Consider the following 16,828-nt stretch of genomic DNA (forward strand, 5'->3'; position numbering starts at 1 on the left):
AGAACTCCTTCGACTCTACTGCGTCCGTTTCCGCGTCCTTCTTTCAACTACGATCCTGCTGCGTCCCGGAAGCCCGCGGTGAGATCACGGCCTCCACGATGAACTCTACCGCCCGGGAGAGGTTTTCCTCCCCCCGCCTTTCCACGGCGGAGATCTCCCGGGCGGTGGATTCCTCGATGGCCTTTACCTCTTCCTGGGCAGCGGCGATGATCTTCTGGTAGGTGTCCTGGCCGAGCTCCTCCAGGGTGGCCTTGCGCTTGATGGCCGCCGCCTCCCCCTTGGCGTCCTCGATGAGGCGTTCGGCCCTGGTCCTCTCGGCGTTGACCTTGGCGCGGATCTCCGCTTCCTTGGCGGATATGCGGCTGAATACCTCGGTCCGGGATCCGACGAACTTCTCTTCAAGCTGCTCGGCTATCTGCCTGGGCTTCCTCTTCCCTCCGCGGGCCTTCTCCTTCGACCTCTGCCTAGCTCCTGCCATGGTGTTTCGACCTCTTGCTTCGACTCTGGCCGGCCGTCCGTCGGAACCCTACAGGGCGATTCTCGGCTTTCACGCCTCTCGGCACCTTCTCTCAACTCCCGTAACATAATATCTTCAGCCCCTGGGGGTGTCAATAAAACGCGGGTGGTAAAAATACACCGCCGCCGGCGAGCCTCATGTCGTACCCGTCCGCATCGAACCGCCCGTCCTGCCTGGGGAGGTCGACACCCCGTTCCTGGAGACGGCGATAAAGCCCGGGCGTTGAAGTCCCGCGGCGCCCGAGAAAACTCAAGTCGGGAGGCGCCGCGCCACCTCCTGGTAGATGAGCAGCAGGCCATAGAGGGTCAGCAGGGGATCGTGATGGTGAACGGTGCGGCACTCCGAGACCACTACCTCGGCCAGGCCCCCGGTGGCGATGACCGTGGCCTCTTCGCCCAGCTCGGCAAGCATCATCTCCACCAGGCGGTCCACCTGCCCGGCGAAGCCGAAGATTATCCCCGACTGCAGGGACCAGGTGGTGTTCTTGCCGATGACCGAGGGCGGCCGCTGCAGCTCCACCTTGGTGAGCCGCGCTGCGGCCTTGAAGAGGGCCTTGGAGGATATCTCGATTCCGGGAGCGATGGCCCCGCCCAGATATTCGCCCCTCGAGGAGACCACGTCCAGGGTGGTGGCGGTGCCGAAATCCACCACGATGCACGGGCCCCCGTAACGCCGGAAGGCGGCCACGGCGTTCACCAGCCGGTCCGGGCCCACCTCCCGCGGGTTGTCCACCAGGATGTCGATGCCCGCGTCCAGGTTGTACCCCACGATGAGAGGCTCGAATTCCCAGTATTCCCTGGTCATGTGCTCCAGGGCCATGGTGGCCGAGGGGACCACGGAGGAGACGATGACCGCGTCGAAGTTCTCGAAGCTGAGGCCCTTGAGGCCCAGGAAACCCTGGTAGTAGAGGGCCAGCTCGTCCCCGGTCTTGTTGGCATCCGTGGAAATCCTCCAGTGGCCCACCAGCTCCTCGCCGCGGTACGCGCCTATGACCGTCTGGGTGTTGCCTACATCGATGGCCAGAAGCATGACGACCTCCCTTTCCGGAACCGCCGACCCCTCGAGGGGCCTCGGGAACTTGCCGTCCGGACCCCGTCCCCGGCCGGGAACCGGGGCACGGAAACCTTCCGCCCTGCGGGACCCGCTCACATGGAGAGCTCCAGGGCTATATCCAGGGCGGGCGCGCTGTGGGTCAGGGCGCCCACGGAGATGAAATCCACCCCCGTGGAGGCGTAGGAGGCCACGTTCTCCAGGTTGATCCCCCCGGAGACCTCCAGTTTCACCCTGCCCGCCGCCCGGCGCACCGCCTCCCGCACCTCCTCCACGCTCAGGTTGTCCAGCATGACCACGTCGGCTCCCGCCCGTATGGCCTCCTCGAGCTCCTCCAGGTCCTGCACCTCCACCTCAATACTCGTCTCCGGCCCCAGGGCCTCGCGCGCCCGCCGCACCGCCTCCGCGGTGCCCCCCACGGCCGTGATGTGGTTATCCTTGATGAGCACGCCGTCGTACAGGCCGAAGCGATGGTTCCTTCCCCCTCCAGCCCGCACGGCGTACTTCTCCAGGGTCCGGAGCCCTGGGGTGGTCTTGCGGGTGTCCAGGACCTCCACCCCGTAGGGGGCGGTCGCGGCCACGAAGCGCGAGGTGAGGGTGGCTACCCCCGAGAGCCGCTGCAGGAAATTCAGGGCCGTCCTCTCTCCCTCCAGGATGGTGGATACCTTTCCCTCCACCACGGCGATCTCGGCGGGGGTCGCGGGGCGGTCGCCGTCGCTCACCAGGGGCTGGAAACGGACCCTGGGATCCAGGAGGCGGAAGGTCATGGAGGCCAGGGGAAGGCCGGCCACCACTCCTTCCTCCCTCATGACGATCACCCCCCTGCCACGCATATCCGGAGGTATCAGGGCCCGGGAGGTGATGTCCCCCTCGCTGCGCAGGTCCTCGTCCAGCGCCCGCCGGACGGCCTCCATGCAGGTGCGCCTGAACTCCTCGTCCAAGGGCGATCAAACCTCCTCCCACCACCGGTAACCGGCTCCCGTGAGTCCCCCCACCGGCCTCAGTTCCCAGGATAAACCATCCTCCCCGGAGCGGAAAACGATGTGCTGTCTCCAGAATTCCGCCTCCCCGGGGAAGTCCACGCGGAAGTGGCACCCCCGGCTCTCCTCGCGCAGGAGGGCGGCGCGTACCATGAGCCCGGCCAGAAGGATCATGTTCTGCACCTCGAAGCCGGCCGGGGAGAGGTAGGAGGCCTCCAGGACCCGCTGGTTCTTGTTCAGGAACCTCGCCGCCTCGGTGAGGCTCTCCCGGCTGCGCCGGAAGCCCACCCCGTCCTGCATGGCCTGCTGGAGGGAACGCCGGAGCAGGGCCACGTCCACCGGGATGTGATGGCGCCTTCTCCTGTAGCTCACGCGCGGCGTCCGCACATGGACATCCGCGCCCCCAGCGACGGTCTCCTCCAGGTCCTCCATTATCCTCCAGCTGAAGACCAGGCCCTCGAGGAGGGAGTTGGAGGCCAGGCGGTTGGCCCCGTGCACTCCGGTGCAGGCCACCTCCCCGCAAGCGTAAAGCCCGGCCACCCTGGTTCTCCCCCGCAGGTCGGTGACCACCCCGCCGCTCATGTAATGAGCGGCGGGGGATACCGGGATGGGCGCCTGGGTGATGTCCAGCCCCGCCTCCAGGCAATGGCGGTAGATGGAAGGGAAGCGCGACTTCAGGGTATCCGCGGGGATGCCGGTGGCGTCCAGGAAGAGGTGGTCCCGGTCCAGCTCCTTCATCACCCTGACCATTTCGTTGACCACCACATCGCGGGGAGCGAGGTCCTCGAGGGGGTGCACGCCACGCATGATGCGGCGCCCGCGGTGGTCTACCAGGACCGCCCCCTCCCCGCGCAGGGCCTCGCTGATCAGCCAGCGGGGGTTCTCGGGGACGTGCAGGGCGGTGGGATGGAACTGCAGGAACTCCACGTCGGCCACCTCGGCACCGGCGCGCAGGGCCATGGCCACGCCGTCCCCGGTGCAGATCTCGGGATTGGTGGTCACGGAGTAGAGCTGCCCCATGCCCCCCGTGGCCAGGACCACGGCGGGAGCGCGCAGGTAATGCAGGGTGCCGGTGTCGGTGTCCATGGCCAAAAGCCCCAGACAGCGTTCTCCGTGGGTGACGACATCCACCGCGTAATAATCCTCCAGGATCTGGAGGCGCTTGTTGTATATCAGGCGCCTTATGAGACAGGCCTCCAGCTCGCTCCCCGTGGCGTCCCCCTGGGCGTGGGCCACCCGCCGCCGCGAATGCCCTCCCTCCATGGTGAGATCCAGGTGGCCGTCGGTCATGTCGAAGTGGGCGCCCACCTCCTCGATGAGCTCGGTGATGCGGCGGGGGCCCTCCCGGACCAGTACCCACACGGCCTCCTCCTCGCACAGCCCCTTGCCCGCCTCCACCGTATCCCGGAAGTGGAGCTCCGGCGAGTCGTCGGCGCCCAGGGCGGAGGCTATCCCTCCCTGGGCGAATTTGGTGGCCGTCGCGGTGAGGGTGGTCTTGGTCACCAGCACGACCCGGAAACGGCGGGCCGCCCGCAGCGCCGTGGACAGTCCGGCCACCCCGCTGCCCACCACCACCAGGTCGCAGTCCGTGGTGGGAAGTTCTTCCAGTTCAAAGTTGACGAGGTATCGGGGGATCACTCGGTGTCCTCTTCCCGCCCGGCAAATCTCAACCGATCGCAAGCATTCTCTCCACCGCCCGCAGGGCCCGGACGCGCGTCTCTTCGGGAACGGTTATCCTGGGTTCCATGTCCCTTAAGGACCTCTCCACCTTCTCCAGGGTGACGACCTTCATGTCCGGGCAGAGGGGCTCGGCGAACGGGAAGTAGAAGCGGCGCCCCGGGAACCTCCTGCCGAGCGGGTAACCCATTCCCGACTCGGTGAGGACTATGAATTCCTCCCGATCCGACTCCTCCACCACCCGGAACATGCCCGAGGTGCTGGCCACCTCGTCGGCCAGCTCCAGGACCTCCGGACGGCACTCGGGGTGGGCGACGACCAGGGCTCCGGGATGCTCCTCCTTGAGCCTCCGCACGTCCCCGACGCGTATTCCATCATGAATGGGACAGCATCCCTCCCAGATGATGAGCTCGCGACCGGTCGCCTTCTGCACGTACCTGCCCAGGTTCCCATCCGGGGTGAAGATGATCTCCGGGGCCTCGATGCTCCGGACCACGGCCACGGCGTTTCCCGAAGTGCAGCAGTAATCGCTCTCCGCCTTGACCGCCGCCGTGGAGTTCACGTAGGTGACCACTACCGCCCGGGGATGGAGCTTGCGCAGGGTTCGGATCCCCTCCGGGGTCACGGTGTCCGCCAGGGGGCAGCCCGCCTGCGGCTCCGGAAGCAGGGTCACCTTGTCCGGGTTGAGGATGGCCGATGTCTCAGCCATGAAGTGGACACCACAGAAGACCACCACCCTGGCCTCCGTCTCCGCCGCCTGCCGGGCCAACCCCAGGGAGTCGCCCACGAAGTCCGCCAGGTCCTGTATCTCGGGAGGCTGGTAGTTGTGGGCCAGGATGACCGCCCCGCGCTCCTCCCGGAGGCTATTTATGCTCTCGATGAGCCTCTCGCGTTCCAAGAAACCGTTCGCCCCTTTCGGCTCGTTGATCGCTCCCCGCCCGCCGATCCGGGAAGGCTTGCCCTTCCGGAGGGATGGAGGCCTTTCAGCGCCTCGTTCCTACCGCCCTTCCCCGCCTCTCTACCGCCACATGCCCGGCAGGGAAGCAACAATCCTTCCCCCTCCCCTGGAAAGGAATAAAAAAAGGCCCCGCCCCGTTTCCGCACAGCTCTCCCGATCAGCAGATGTCGTCGGCGGCCACGTGGTCTTCCACGTGGGTTATGCGGTTGAGCTCGTCCACGTACACGATACGCGGCTTGAGGTCCCGGACGTCCTCCTCGTCCACCACGGCGAAGGAAAAGATGATCACCTTGTCCCCGCGGTGGATGAGCCGCGCCGCGGCGCCGTTCATGGTGATGGTGCCCGATCCGGGGACGCCACCTATGACGTAGGTCTCCAGGCGATTCCCGTTGTCCACGTCCACCACCATGACCTTCTCGTAGGGAAGGAGGTCCGCCGCCCGCATGAGCTCCTCGTCGATGGTGATGCTTCCCACGTAGTGGAGGTCGGCGTCGGTGACCGTGGCCCGGTGGATCTTGCTCTTGAGCATGATACGACGTCTGGCCATCTCACTACCCTGCGTGCCTCGCTCCTCGCCTCTGCGCCTCCGCTCGACGCCGGGCTGTCCCCAATAAATATAACATAACAACCGCCCGGGAAAAATCGGGGTCGCGTCTCCGTCCTTCGCCGGCCGCTCCGAGGCGGCGGAGGGGGGTTCCGTGAAAAAATTTAAAGGGCGGATATCGAGGACTGGCCCCATCAAGTTTGACCCCATCAGGAGAAGATGCGGACTCATCCAGAGGAAGTCGCCGAGGGCGAAAATCGAATACCCAACCCCCAGATAAGATGTGGTCCCATCACGAGGAAGCTGCGGAGGGCGAATAATCGAATATACGACCCCCATTAAACGTCGAGGAGTACGTTGTCTATGAGGCGGGCTTTCCCCACCCGCGCCGCCAGGGCGATGAGCACCTTGCCCTGCAGCCGTTCCACGGGGCGCAGCCCCTCCCAGTCCACCGCCTCGACGTACTCCGGCTCCACCAGGGGTTCGGATTCCAGTATCTCCCGCACCGCCGAGAGCACCTTGCGGGCCTCCCTCTCTCCTTCGCGCACCATGTCCTCCGCCCGGCGCAGGGAGCGGTAGAGGGCGGTAGCCGCCCTCCTCTCCTCCGGCCGGAGGTAGACGTTGCGGGAGCTCATGGCCAGCCCGTCATCCTCCCTCACCGTGGGACAGACCACGATCTGGATGTCGAAGTTGAGGTCCTCCACCATCTTCTGGATGACCCTCACCTGCTGGGCGTCCTTGAGGCCAAAGTAAGCGCGGTGGGCGGGGATTATATGGAAGAGCTTGGTAACCACGGTGGCCACGCCGCGGAAGTGCCCCGGGCGCGAGGCCCCGCACAGGCCCTCGGTTATACCCTCCACCTCCACGAAGGTGAGATAGGGCTGGGGATACATGTCCTCCACCCGGGGATGGAAGATGCAGTCCACGCCCGCCTGCCTCGCTATCTCCACATCCCGCTCCAGGTCGCGGGGATAATCCTTGAAGTCCTCGTGTGGACCGAACTGGGTGGGGTTGACGAAGAGGCTGACCACCACGAAATCGTTCTCCTCCCGTGCGGCGCGCATGAGGCTCACGTGCCCGGGATGGAAGAACCCCATCGTGGGCACCAGGCCCACGCTCTGCCCCGCCTCCCGGCGCTCCATGACCAGCCGGGTCATCTCCCGCGGCGCGGTGACGATGTGCATCCGGTTTCCTCCAGGTTCATGTCCTTCCTCGTGCCGGCCGGGCAAACCGTGGCTATCTTCCCTCAGGAATAGCGCTCCAGGAGTTCGGCTATCTCCTGGCTCCTGGAGCGGCTCAAGTTGGCCTCCGCCAGGTCCAGGGCGAAGCGGGTCAGGGCCACGTAGGCCCGCAGGTGCTTCTCCCTGCCCTCCTCCTCCAGCTTCTCCAGGTGGCGCCTTATGATCCCTATGTCCCCCCTGGCCACGGGACCGGTGAGAGCCATCTCCGTCCCCAGGCGACGCAGGTTGCCCACCGTGCCCTCGATGAGGGGGAGCAGGGCCCGAAGGGCTTTCTCGCCTTCCATGCCGATCTCCTGGTAGAGCAGCTCCGCCGCATGCTCCAGGGCCACCAGCAGGTTGCTGGCCATCACCGCCCCCAGGTGGTAGAGGACCTTGTGCTCCTCCTCCAGCCGGACGGGTTCCCCGCCCAGCAAGCGCACCAGGCCTTCCGCCCATTCCCCGGTGCGCGGGTCCCTGACGGTTACCGCGAATACCGAGCCCGGTATCTTCTTCACCGCCCCCCTGACGTCGGCGAAGGTCTGGAGGGGATGGATGCTCGCCGTGGCCGCCCCCGCCTCCTCCGCCGCCTCCAGCACGTCGAGGCCCAAGGCTCCGCTCATGTGCACCACGTAATTTCCCCTCTTGATGGCCCCTGCGCTGGCCAGGGTAATGCAGGCGTCGGCGATGAGATCGTCGGGAGTGGTGAGGAGCAGCACGTTCCCCCTTCTCGCCGCCTTGACCATGTCCGTGGTCAGGTAGGCCCGGGGAAGGTACTCCCTCACCTTCTGCAGGGATTCCTCGCTGCGGCAAGCCACGGCGGCGACCTCCCGTCCCGCCTGGAGCAAAAGGTAGCCCACCGCGGTGCCCACCCGTCCGCCCCCGATGACCACGAAACGGTCGCTCCTCTTAACCACGCCACTCCCCCTCCTCGAAACGGCCCACCCGTCGCAGCCCCGTCGGCGCTCCCCCCTCCCGGCCGGCCGAGGGCGCCCGTCCGGGGTCCAGCTCCCACAAGGGGACCAGGACGAAATCCCGCTCCGCTATGCGGGGATGGGGTATCACCAGGTCCTCCTCCTCCCAGGCGATATCGTCGTACAGCAGGATGTCCACGTCAATCACCCTCGGCCCCCAGCGCACATCCCTAACCCTTCCCAGGGCCTCCTCCACCTCACGGCAGGCCTCCAGCATCTCCCGCGGGCTGCGCCGGGTGGAGACCAGGGCCACCAGGTTGAGGAATTCCGGCTGTTCGACCGGCCCCCAGGGCTCGCTCTCGTAGATGGAGGACACCTTGAGGACCCTCACCCCAGAGAGGGCGTCGAGCATCCTCAGGGCGGAGAGGAGGTTCTTCCTGCGGTCGCCCAGATTGCTCCCCAGCCCCAGGTAGACCCGGTGCTCGCGGCTTCCCTCCACGCACCCCTCCCATCCACATGGCGGGACCTTCAGCTCCCGGCATCGCGGCGGAAGACCATCTCCGCGGCCACGTCGCCCACCTCGCAGCTCAGGGGCGCCTCCGGCTTATGCACCCGGACCAGCACCCGCGTCGCCGGGGTATCGGCCATGATGTACCTCCCTATCTCCGCCGCCAGGGATTCGATGAGCCGGAAGGGCTTCCCGGACACGATGTCCCGTATGCCCTCCGCCAGCCGGTCGTAGTCCACGGCCAGGGAAAGGTCGTCCTCCCGCACCGCCGCGGAGGCGTCGTACTCCAGCTCCACGTCCACCCGGAAGACCTGGCCCTTCTCCCGCTCCTGCGCGGTGCAGCCGTGGTATCCGTAGGCCTTCAGCCCGGTTATCAGGATCCTCGCCATGCCTTTCCGGTCGCTCACGCCTCGAGCCCCCTCTCCTTCCCCGGCCGAACGCGCTCCTCAAGGTCGTCTTCTGCGCCCCCGCCCCTCACTTCTTGAATTCCTTCCCTTGACGTGCTGTGGAAATATCTACCACTTCGCCGCCCTTTCTTCCGTTTACCCCGCGGGAAGCGGGCTTCAACCCGTACCCAGATTGAATATGGTAGTATTTACCACAAAACCTGCTCGCTACCGCCGGCCCTCCAGGAGGCGGTCCTCGATTCCCGGCGGTATCTCCCGGGCCCGGAAACCCGCTGGATCACGGGGTCATTCCACCCTGGCCGAGACGAGGGTGTCCGTGGTCTCCAGGGAATCCACCACCTCCATGCCCTTGATAACCTTCCCGAAGACGGTGAAGTAGGTATCCAGGAAGGTGGAGTCCCGCTTGAGGATGTAGAAGTCGGTGGTGGCGGAGTCGGGCTCCGGGAGCTGGGTCTCGGGGTCGTTGGGCTTGGCCATGCCCACCATGCCCCGCAGGTTGGAGAGGCCGATCTCGTCCGCCACCTTCTCCACCTCGGCGTCCCGGGAGATGGCCTCCTCCAGGGCCGCCTGGTCGGGCTCGGCCTCCCCGTACTCCGCGCGCAAGGACTGGTAATGGCTGCCGGTCTGGACCACGAAGTCCTCCACCCGGTACCAGCGCAGGCCGTCGTAGAAACCCCCGCCCACGAGGTCGGTCACGTGCTGCACGGTGAGGGGAGCCTCCTTACCGTATAGGCCGATGACGATCTCCCCCTTGGTGGTCTCCAGCACCAGTCGGGAAGTGACCTTGGGCTCCTTTTCCTTGGTTTTTAGGTGGTTGACCAAAAAGACCAGTCCTACGGTTATCCCTACCGCGGCCAAGACCCCCGCCACCGCCAGGACCCGCATCCGGAGGTCCCTCTTCCTCTCCCGCTCCTTCCTGGCCTCCTCTTCCTTGCGCTGCTGCTTCAATTTCTGGGCCCGACCCACCTCGACCTCCTGTCGTCCACCGTTCCTCCGCTACCCGGACCGCCGGGGCCCTTTCACTCCTCTCCTCCATCCCGCCACGGACCCTTTCCGGCGATGGCCTCCGCCACGCGGACCACCCGCACCATCTCCCGCACGTCGTGCACCCGCACGATGTCCGCTCCCCCGGCTACCCCCAAGGCCACGCTGGCCGCCGTGCCCTCCAGCCTCTCCTCTACCGGAAGATCCAGGATCATGCCGATGAAGGACTTGCGGGAAGTCCCCAAAAGAAGCGGGTAACCCAGGGACTTCAGTTCCGGGAGCCGCCGCAGTATCTCCAGATTGTGGCGGAGCGTCTTTCCGAAGCCGATGCCCGGGTCCAGGATGATGTTGGAAGGATCGGCCCCGGCCTGCAGGGCCGCCTCCGTCCTCTCCCGCAGGAAGGCGGCGATCTCGCCGATCACGTCATCGTAATGGGGGCTGACCTGCATGTCCTTGGGCATACCCTGCATGTGCATGAGGCAGAAGGGGACCCCCCGCTCCACCACCAGGGGGAGCATGTCCGGGTCCAGGCGCATGGCGCTTATCTCGTTGACCATGGCGCACCCCGCGTCCAGGGCGCGGCGGGCCACCTCCGCCTTGGTGGTGTCGATGGACAGGGGGACGCCGGCCCGCTCGGCGAGCTCCTCCACCACGGGCATGACCCGCCGGAGCTCCTCGTCCAGGGAGATGAAATCCGACCCCGGCCGGGTGGACTCCCCGCCTATGTCCAGGATGTCCGCGCCTTCCTCCACTAGCCTCAGGCCGTGTTCCACCGCGGCCTCCACCTGGTAATACCTTCCACCGTCGGAAAAGGAATCCGGGGTCACGTTGACGATGCCCATGACCAGGGTGCGCTCGCCCAGGCGGTATTCCCTTCCCCCTAGGACCAGGGTCCTCTCCTCCTCCCGGAAGGCGGGGGCCAGGACCTCCTCCAGCTCGGCGGCCAGCGCCTTTAACCCGAAGGGCTGCTCCTTGAGGCGCGCGATCAGGGCCCGGTAATGCTTGAGGGTCCCGGAGATCACGGCGGGGACCTCCCTCTCCCGGTAGTCGAAGACCTCCCGCGGGAGGGAGACCTCTCCCCCTATGGAGAGCATGTTCTGCTTGAGGATGTTGGCCGCCCGCGTATCCAGGCGGTCCACCCGGACCACGCGGTGGACCATCTTGGGGGCCATGATGGCGCGCCCGCGGTCGCTGGGGCCGATCTCGTCCAGGCGGGCAAAGGCTTCGCGCAGGTCCTCCACCCGGAGCAGGCGAGGGTTGTACCGCATGAGCTCTCCTCAGCTCTTCTGTCGTATGAGGGCCATGGCCTCGGCGCGTGAAGCGGCATTGGTGTGGAAGGTACCGCGCACCGCGGAGGTGATGGTCAGGGTGCCCGGCTTCTTCACCCCCCGCATGGACATGCACAGGTGCTCGGCCTCGATGATCACCAGCACTCCCCGCGGCCGGAGGGCCTTGACCAGGGTGTCGGCGATGGTGGTGGTCAGGCGCTCCTGCACCTGGAGGCGCTTGGAGAGCACGTCCACCACCCGGGCCAGCTTGCTGATGCCGGTTATCTGCCCCTGTGGCCCGGGGATGTAGGCCACGTGGGCCTTTCCCAGGAAGGGCATGAGGTGATGCTCGCATATGGAGTAGAGGGGGATGTCCTTGACCACGATCATCTCCTCGTGTTCCTCGGTAAACATAGCCTGGATGACGCTGGCGGGATCCACGTCCATCCCGCAGAGGATCTCCTCGTACATCTTGGCCACCCGCTCCGGGGTGTCCACCAGGCCCTCGCGCTCCAGGTCCTCCCCGATCCCCTCGAGGATCAGGCGCACGCCCTGTTTTATCTTCTCCCGGTCCACCTCACACCTTCCGCGCGTCCGGCGGGACCAGCGGTGCCCGCCCCTTCCACCACTTCCCGGCCCGAGGCCTCGTCTCTCCCGGGTTCCGCGGCTTTCCGCCCCGCGGCCGCGAGGGGCCGTCCTCCCTTCGCTCCGTGCCCATGGGCGGTGCCATGCCGCTCCCGCCCCCGGGAAGCGCCACCCGGATATTATAACGCAAGCCCTGGCGGCCAGGACCTTTTGGCGAAGGCGGCCGCGGACGCCGCCCAAAAGGTCGCGCCGTCCGCCGCCCACCCCTGCCGGGACCAAATCCAGAGGAGCAATACGGGCATGGATGGTCTTGCCTGATTGATTACCATTATTTACCAAATCTGAAGCGTCGTTTCCGGAACGAAACTAGCGTAGGGCTCCAGGAGCATGGTGAACATAGGCAACAGGGGCGACGGAAGCGCGTGCTGATGCCGGAAAGCTCGACTCGAACCTCACTCCGGCTGGATGGCCGGCTTACCCTTGATGGGCGCGGGGGGGCGCACCGCTTCCCGCTCCTCCCCCCTCTCCTCCCGGGAAGGGGTTTCCGCCGGGGCGGTGCTCTCCAGTTCCCGCCCCTCGAGCAGGGCCACCAGTTCATCCTTCTCCAGGGTCTCCCGCTCGATGAGGGTGCGGGCGATGAGGTCCAGCTTATCCCGGTTCCGGGTGAGGATCTCCCTGGCGCGGTCGTAAGCCCCGTCCACCAGCCTCCTCACCTCGCGGTCTATCTCGTAGGCTATCTGGTCGCTGTAATCCTGGTGGGTGACCAGATCCCGCCCTAAAAAGACCTCCCCCTGTTTCTGCCCCAGGGTAAGGGGTCCCAGCTTCTCGCTCATCCCGAACTCGCAGACCATCTTGCGGGCCAGGCGGGTGGCCTTCTCAATGTCGTTCTGGTCCCCGGTGGTGATCTCCCCGAAGACCATCTCCTCGGCCACCCGGCCTCCGAGGAGCATGGCCAGCTCGTCCACCAGCTCGGACTTGGTCACCAAGTACTTGTCCTCGGTGGGGAGGGTGAGGGTGTAGCCCAGGGCCTGGCCCCGGGGGATGATGGAAATCTTGTGCACCGGGTCGGCGTTGGGGAGCTCGTGGGCCACCAGGGCATGGCCCGTCTCGTGGTAGGCGATGATCTCCTTCTCCTTGTCGCTGATGAGGCGGGTGCGCCTCTCCGGCCCGGCCACCACGCGGTCGATGGCCTCCTCCATCTCCTCCATGTCCAGCTTCTTCTTCCCGTGGCGCGCGGCCAGGAGGGCAGCCTCATTGACCAGGTTGGCCAGGTCGGCGCCGGTGAAGCCCGGTGTGCGCCGGGCCAGGACCTCCAGGTCCACGTCGTCGGCCAGGGGCTTGTCCCGGGTGTGCACCTTGAGTATCTCTATGCGGCCCTGCAGGTCGGGCCGGTCCACCACGATCTGGCGGTCGAACCTTCCCGGCCGCAGGAGCGCGGGATCCAGTATGTCCGGCCGGTTGGTGGCGGCGATGAGGATGACCCCGGCCTTGGTGTCGAAGCCGTCCATCTCCACCAGGAGCTGGTTGAGGGTCTGTTCCCTCTCATCGTGCCCTCCGCCCAGCCCGGCCCCACGGTGCCGCCCCACGGCGTCTATCTCGTCTACGAAGATGATGGCCGGCGCGTTGGCCTTGGCCTGCTCGAAGAGGTCGCGCACCCGCGAGGCGCCCACCCCCACGAACATCTCCACGAAGTCGGAGCCGGAGATGGAGAAGAAGGGCACCCCGGCCTCCCCGGCCACCGCCTTGGCCAGGAGGGTCTTTCCCGAGCCGGGAGGACCGTAGAGGAGGACCCCCTTGGGTATCTTGGCCCCCAGGGCCTGGAACTTGGCGGGGTTGGCCAGGAAATCGCGGATCTCCTTGAGTTCCTCCACCGCCTCGTCCACCCCGGCCACGTCCTTGAAGGTGACCTTGGGCTGGTCCTTGGACACCAGCTTGGCGCGGCTCTTGCCGAAGGACATCACCTTGCTCCCCCCTCCCTGCATCTGCTGGAAGAGGAAGAAGAAGAGGACCACGATGAGGATGAAGGGGAGCAAGTTGAGGACCACTCCCAGGAAATCGAAGCCTCCCTGGGTATCCACCTTGATCTCCAGGTCCCGGTAGGCGGCATACTTCCGGGCCTCCTCGGCATCCGCCGAATCGGCCTTGGCCCGGAAGGAATTGATCTCCTTCACCAGGTCGCTGGTGTAGTCGGCGGGGAAGCTGACCTCGAACTCCTCACCGTTCTGGAGGGTCCCCACCACCACGTGATCCTTGTCCTTGATGGTCAGGGTGGAGATCTCCCCGGCCGCCAGCCGGTCCTGGAACCAGGAGAGGTCGTGGACCTTCTTGGTCCCGAAGATGCTGGGGGACTTGGTCCACACCAGCAGGATGACGAAGACAATCACCAGGTAGAAGATGGCTGTCCGCCAAATCCTCTTGTTTCCGGTATTCAAGACCTACCGCTCTCCTTTCTCCGGGAAATGCGCCCGGGCGATTCCCCGTGTCCAGGCTGCCGCTCCGTCGCGTGGTTCCGCCTCAGGGAAGAAACCCCCGCGGGCTCACCTACCCCAGCCGCGCCCCTCGCGTCCCGGCGCCCTTCCTCGCAACCGGTCCCCGTCCTCCTTTCCGGCGTCCTCCTTTTTAGGGGGCTAACGGGGTCCCGGCGGTTCGTCTTTCCGGATCCGTCCGTCACTTCTCTATTCGACCTCCGGGGCCCGGGCCTGAAACCGGGAGGCTGAGCGGCGGAAGCTCAGGCGCTTCCCCCCGGTTCCCGGGCCTCCTCGAGCACCCCCACGTAAGGGAGGTGCCGGTAATGTTCCGCGTAATCCAGCCCGTACCCCACCACGAAGAGGGGAGGGATGTCGAAGCCGCAGTACTTGACCTCTATGTCCACCTTACGCGCTTCCGGCTTGTTGAGCAAGGCGCAGATCTCCAGGGAGGCCGGCTCCCTCTGGCGCAGCATCCGGGCGATGTAATCCAGGGTCAACCCGGTGTCCACTATGTCCTCCACCAGGAGCACGTCCCGGCCCCGAATGTTCAGGTCCAGGTCCTTGATCACCTGCACCACCCCGGAGGTCTCGGTGTCCTTACCGTAGCTGGAGACGGCCACGAAATCCACCTCCAGGGGGAGGTCCACCCGGCGCACCAGGTCGGCCAGAAAGACGAAGGCCCCCTTGAGGATGCCCACCACCACCAGGTCGCGACCCCGGTAATCCTCGGTGATGCGGCGGGCCAGTTCCTCCACGCGCTGGTCAAGTTCCCGGCGCCCGATGAGCACCCTGCCGGGCTTCGCTTCCACCGGCCTCTTCCTCCTTTCTCCCTCCTTTGTCGTACCGACGGCGCTCCGCGTTCCCGGTAAAGCGGATAGGGTAGGGAGAGCCCTGGCGGGCCCCGGCCTCCTCATTTTACCCCAACCGGGTTCGAGAGGATACACGGCGAGTGCGAGGGAATCCGGCGGCCCACGTTACAGCGTGGTAAGCGCAGGAGGGTCGCGGCCGCCAGATAAGGAGACAGGTGACCGAAAATTGATAAAATTATGTAAATATACCATTATTTTCCTGAATTATGATGGGAAAACATCTGATCTTATATTGCAGGATTTCGATTCTCGGGCAGCCCGGAGAGTGATGACACCGCCCACCCGGGGAGGAAGGATGCCTCCCTCGGGGAGGGATCATATACGGCGCGGGGGCCGGAGGCCGCCCTGGGGACGGCGGGGCGCGGGCGGGAGCGCCGCTGCCGTCGCAAAATGGACGGGGAGGAGTCCATCACCCCACGACAACCGAAGATCGAAGACATGACCACCTTCAAAGTAGTTCGCACCGCAAAGCCCTCTCCGTCCGCGGCGTGATCTTGAAGCGCTCGTCCGGTCGATAGCCCACCACCCAGGCGATCTTGCCCCCCGATTCCAGCACCGCCACCCTCTCCCTCTCCCGGCGGGGAACCTTGAGGTCCACCAGGAAGTCCTGCAGCTTGCGGGTACCCGGCGCCCCCAGGGGATGGAAGCGGTCCCCGGGCTTCATCCTCCTCAGGCGCAGGGGAAAGGTAAGGCGGTCGGCGTCCAGCCAGGCCACGCGGGGATCCCCCTCGCGGGGCGGGGGAATCCCTCCCGCCCGGGATACCAGTTCCACTTTCAGGCACCCCCCGCCGGGGAGGGGATACTCGCCCTCGCCGTGTACGTCCACCTCGTGAAAGCCTTCCCCCTCCACCGCCGCCCCGCGGGGCGCCGGGCCGAAGAGGAGCCGTCCGTATTCCCGGCTCGCGCGCAAGCCTCCCGACAGATCCAGGGAGGCACTGCCCCCGCCCTTGGACAGCCGCAGGATGTCTTCCAGCAGGTGGTAATCGGGTTCCGCCCCCGCCCGGCGCACCAGGCGGGCGACGAGCTCCCGGCGAAGCGGCGGGGGCAGGGCGAGGAGGTGGGAGGTGCTCACCTCCAGGACCCCTCCCTCTTCCCGCACCCCCCTCTTCTCGGCCTCCCGGGCCTCGTCTTCCAGCCATTCCCAGACCTCTCCCAGGGCCTCCGCCTCCCGCAGGAGCACCTTCCTCGCCCCAGGAAAGTTCTCCTCCAGGAAGGGGATCACGACGTGCCTTATGCGGTTGCGGGGGATGCTCGTATCCCGGTTGGTAGGATCTTCCATTGGAGGAAAAGGGAGGAAGCGCGCGTACCGCTCTATCTCCTCCCTCCACAGGAGGCAAAGGGGACGGATGTAGGGACCACGCACCGGCGGGATACCCGCCAGTCCCCGCGGCCCCGCGCCGGTGAACAAGCGGAGCAGCAGGGTCTCCACCCGGTCGTCGGCGGTATGGCCGGTGGCCAGTCGCCGGGCGCCGCTCTTCGCCAGCTCCTCCTCGTAGGCCCGGTAGCGCGCCTCGCGGGCCGCCTCCTCCGGGCTCAATCCCCCGGGTCCGGGGGCCTCCACCTCGACCCTTACGGAGCGGAAGGAGAGCCCGTAGCCGCGCGCCGCGCGCTCCACGTGTTCCGCCTCGCGGGCGGAGTCCGGGCGCAGGCCGTGATCCACGTGGAAGACGCGCAGGGAAATCCCCTCCAGGGGAGCGATCTGGGCCAGGACGTCCAGAAGGACCAGGGAATCCACCCCTCCGGAAACGGCCACCACCACCAGGTCCCCGGGGGAGAGCATCCCCCACCGGCGAACCGTCCGGCGTACCCGCTGGATGACGGCGAACCGCTCCTTCTCCCACCTCATGGAGCCCCCACCTCCACCCTTCGCCGGCGGTCGGCC

General features: G+C 66.4%; 16 protein-coding genes. All 16 read right to left on the minus strand.

What is annotated here, in order from left to right:
- Positions 1 to 43: 43 nt before the first annotated feature.
- Entirely contained in the window at positions 44 to 478 is a 435-nt protein-coding gene (locus QME84_02260; GenBank protein MDI6873099.1) for a V-type ATPase subunit subunit G family protein, read from the minus strand.
- Positions 479 to 766: 288 nt separating this feature from the next.
- Positions 767 to 1,546: a type III pantothenate kinase gene (locus QME84_02265; protein MDI6873100.1), complete on the minus strand. Its 780-nt coding sequence runs from the start codon at positions 1,544 to 1,546 to the stop codon at positions 767 to 769.
- Between the two features lie 116 nt (positions 1,547 to 1,662).
- Positions 1,663 to 2,481 carry a carboxylating nicotinate-nucleotide diphosphorylase gene (gene nadC / locus QME84_02270; protein MDI6873101.1) on the minus strand — a complete coding sequence of 273 codons (819 nt, stop codon included), beginning with the start codon at positions 2,479 to 2,481 and terminating at the stop codon, positions 1,663 to 1,665.
- Positions 2,482 to 2,514: 33 nt separating this feature from the next.
- Positions 2,515 to 4,185: an L-aspartate oxidase gene (gene nadB, locus QME84_02275; protein MDI6873102.1), complete on the minus strand. Its 1,671-nt coding sequence runs from the start codon at positions 4,183 to 4,185 to the stop codon at positions 2,515 to 2,517.
- A gap of 28 nt (positions 4,186 to 4,213) precedes the next feature.
- Complete coding sequence (nadA, locus tag QME84_02280; GenBank protein ID MDI6873103.1) at positions 4,214 to 5,122, minus strand: quinolinate synthase NadA; 909 nt, start codon at positions 5,120 to 5,122, stop codon at positions 4,214 to 4,216.
- Positions 5,123 to 5,339: 217 nt separating this feature from the next.
- Entirely contained in the window at positions 5,340 to 5,729 is a 390-nt protein-coding gene (locus QME84_02285; GenBank protein ID MDI6873104.1) for an aspartate 1-decarboxylase, read from the minus strand.
- 335 nt (positions 5,730 to 6,064) lie between these two features.
- Complete coding sequence (gene panC, locus QME84_02290) at positions 6,065 to 6,910, minus strand: pantoate--beta-alanine ligase (protein MDI6873105.1); 846 nt, start codon at positions 6,908 to 6,910, stop codon at positions 6,065 to 6,067.
- A 62-nt stretch (positions 6,911 to 6,972) separates the two neighbouring features.
- Positions 6,973 to 7,860: a DUF2520 domain-containing protein gene (locus QME84_02295; GenBank protein MDI6873106.1), complete on the minus strand. Its 888-nt coding sequence runs from the start codon at positions 7,858 to 7,860 to the stop codon at positions 6,973 to 6,975.
- Entirely contained in the window at positions 7,853 to 8,356 is a 504-nt protein-coding gene (folK, locus tag QME84_02300; GenBank protein MDI6873107.1) for a 2-amino-4-hydroxy-6-hydroxymethyldihydropteridine diphosphokinase, read from the minus strand. Before folK ends, QME84_02295 begins: the two co-directional genes overlap by 8 nt.
- Before the next feature lie 29 nt (positions 8,357 to 8,385).
- A complete protein-coding gene (gene folB / locus QME84_02305; protein MDI6873108.1) occupies positions 8,386 to 8,754 on the minus strand; it encodes a dihydroneopterin aldolase in 369 nt (122 codons plus the stop codon).
- Positions 8,755 to 9,057: 303 nt separating this feature from the next.
- The gene (locus QME84_02310; protein MDI6873109.1) at positions 9,058 to 9,738 is read right to left on the minus strand and encodes a peptidylprolyl isomerase; all 681 of its coding nucleotides are present in this window, start codon (positions 9,736 to 9,738) and stop codon (positions 9,058 to 9,060) included.
- A gap of 53 nt (positions 9,739 to 9,791) precedes the next feature.
- Positions 9,792 to 11,024, minus strand: coding sequence for a dihydropteroate synthase (gene folP, locus QME84_02315; GenBank protein MDI6873110.1), 1,233 nt, complete (start codon positions 11,022 to 11,024; stop codon positions 9,792 to 9,794).
- Positions 11,025 to 11,033: 9 nt separating this feature from the next.
- The gene (gene folE, locus QME84_02320) at positions 11,034 to 11,600 is read right to left on the minus strand and encodes a GTP cyclohydrolase I FolE (protein MDI6873111.1); all 567 of its coding nucleotides are present in this window, start codon (positions 11,598 to 11,600) and stop codon (positions 11,034 to 11,036) included.
- A gap of 461 nt (positions 11,601 to 12,061) precedes the next feature.
- Entirely contained in the window at positions 12,062 to 14,041 is a 1,980-nt protein-coding gene (gene ftsH, locus QME84_02325; protein ID MDI6873112.1) for an ATP-dependent zinc metalloprotease FtsH, read from the minus strand.
- Between the two features lie 296 nt (positions 14,042 to 14,337).
- A complete protein-coding gene (hpt, locus tag QME84_02330) occupies positions 14,338 to 14,886 on the minus strand; it encodes a hypoxanthine phosphoribosyltransferase (protein MDI6873113.1) in 549 nt (182 codons plus the stop codon).
- Positions 14,887 to 15,394: 508 nt separating this feature from the next.
- A complete protein-coding gene (gene tilS / locus QME84_02335; protein ID MDI6873114.1) occupies positions 15,395 to 16,792 on the minus strand; it encodes a tRNA lysidine(34) synthetase TilS in 1,398 nt (465 codons plus the stop codon).
- Positions 16,793 to 16,828 lie beyond the last annotated feature (36 nt).

This window comes from Actinomycetota bacterium, assembly GCA_030019255.1.
GTDB lineage: Bacteria > Actinomycetota > Geothermincolia > Geothermincolales > RBG-13-55-18 > Solincola_A.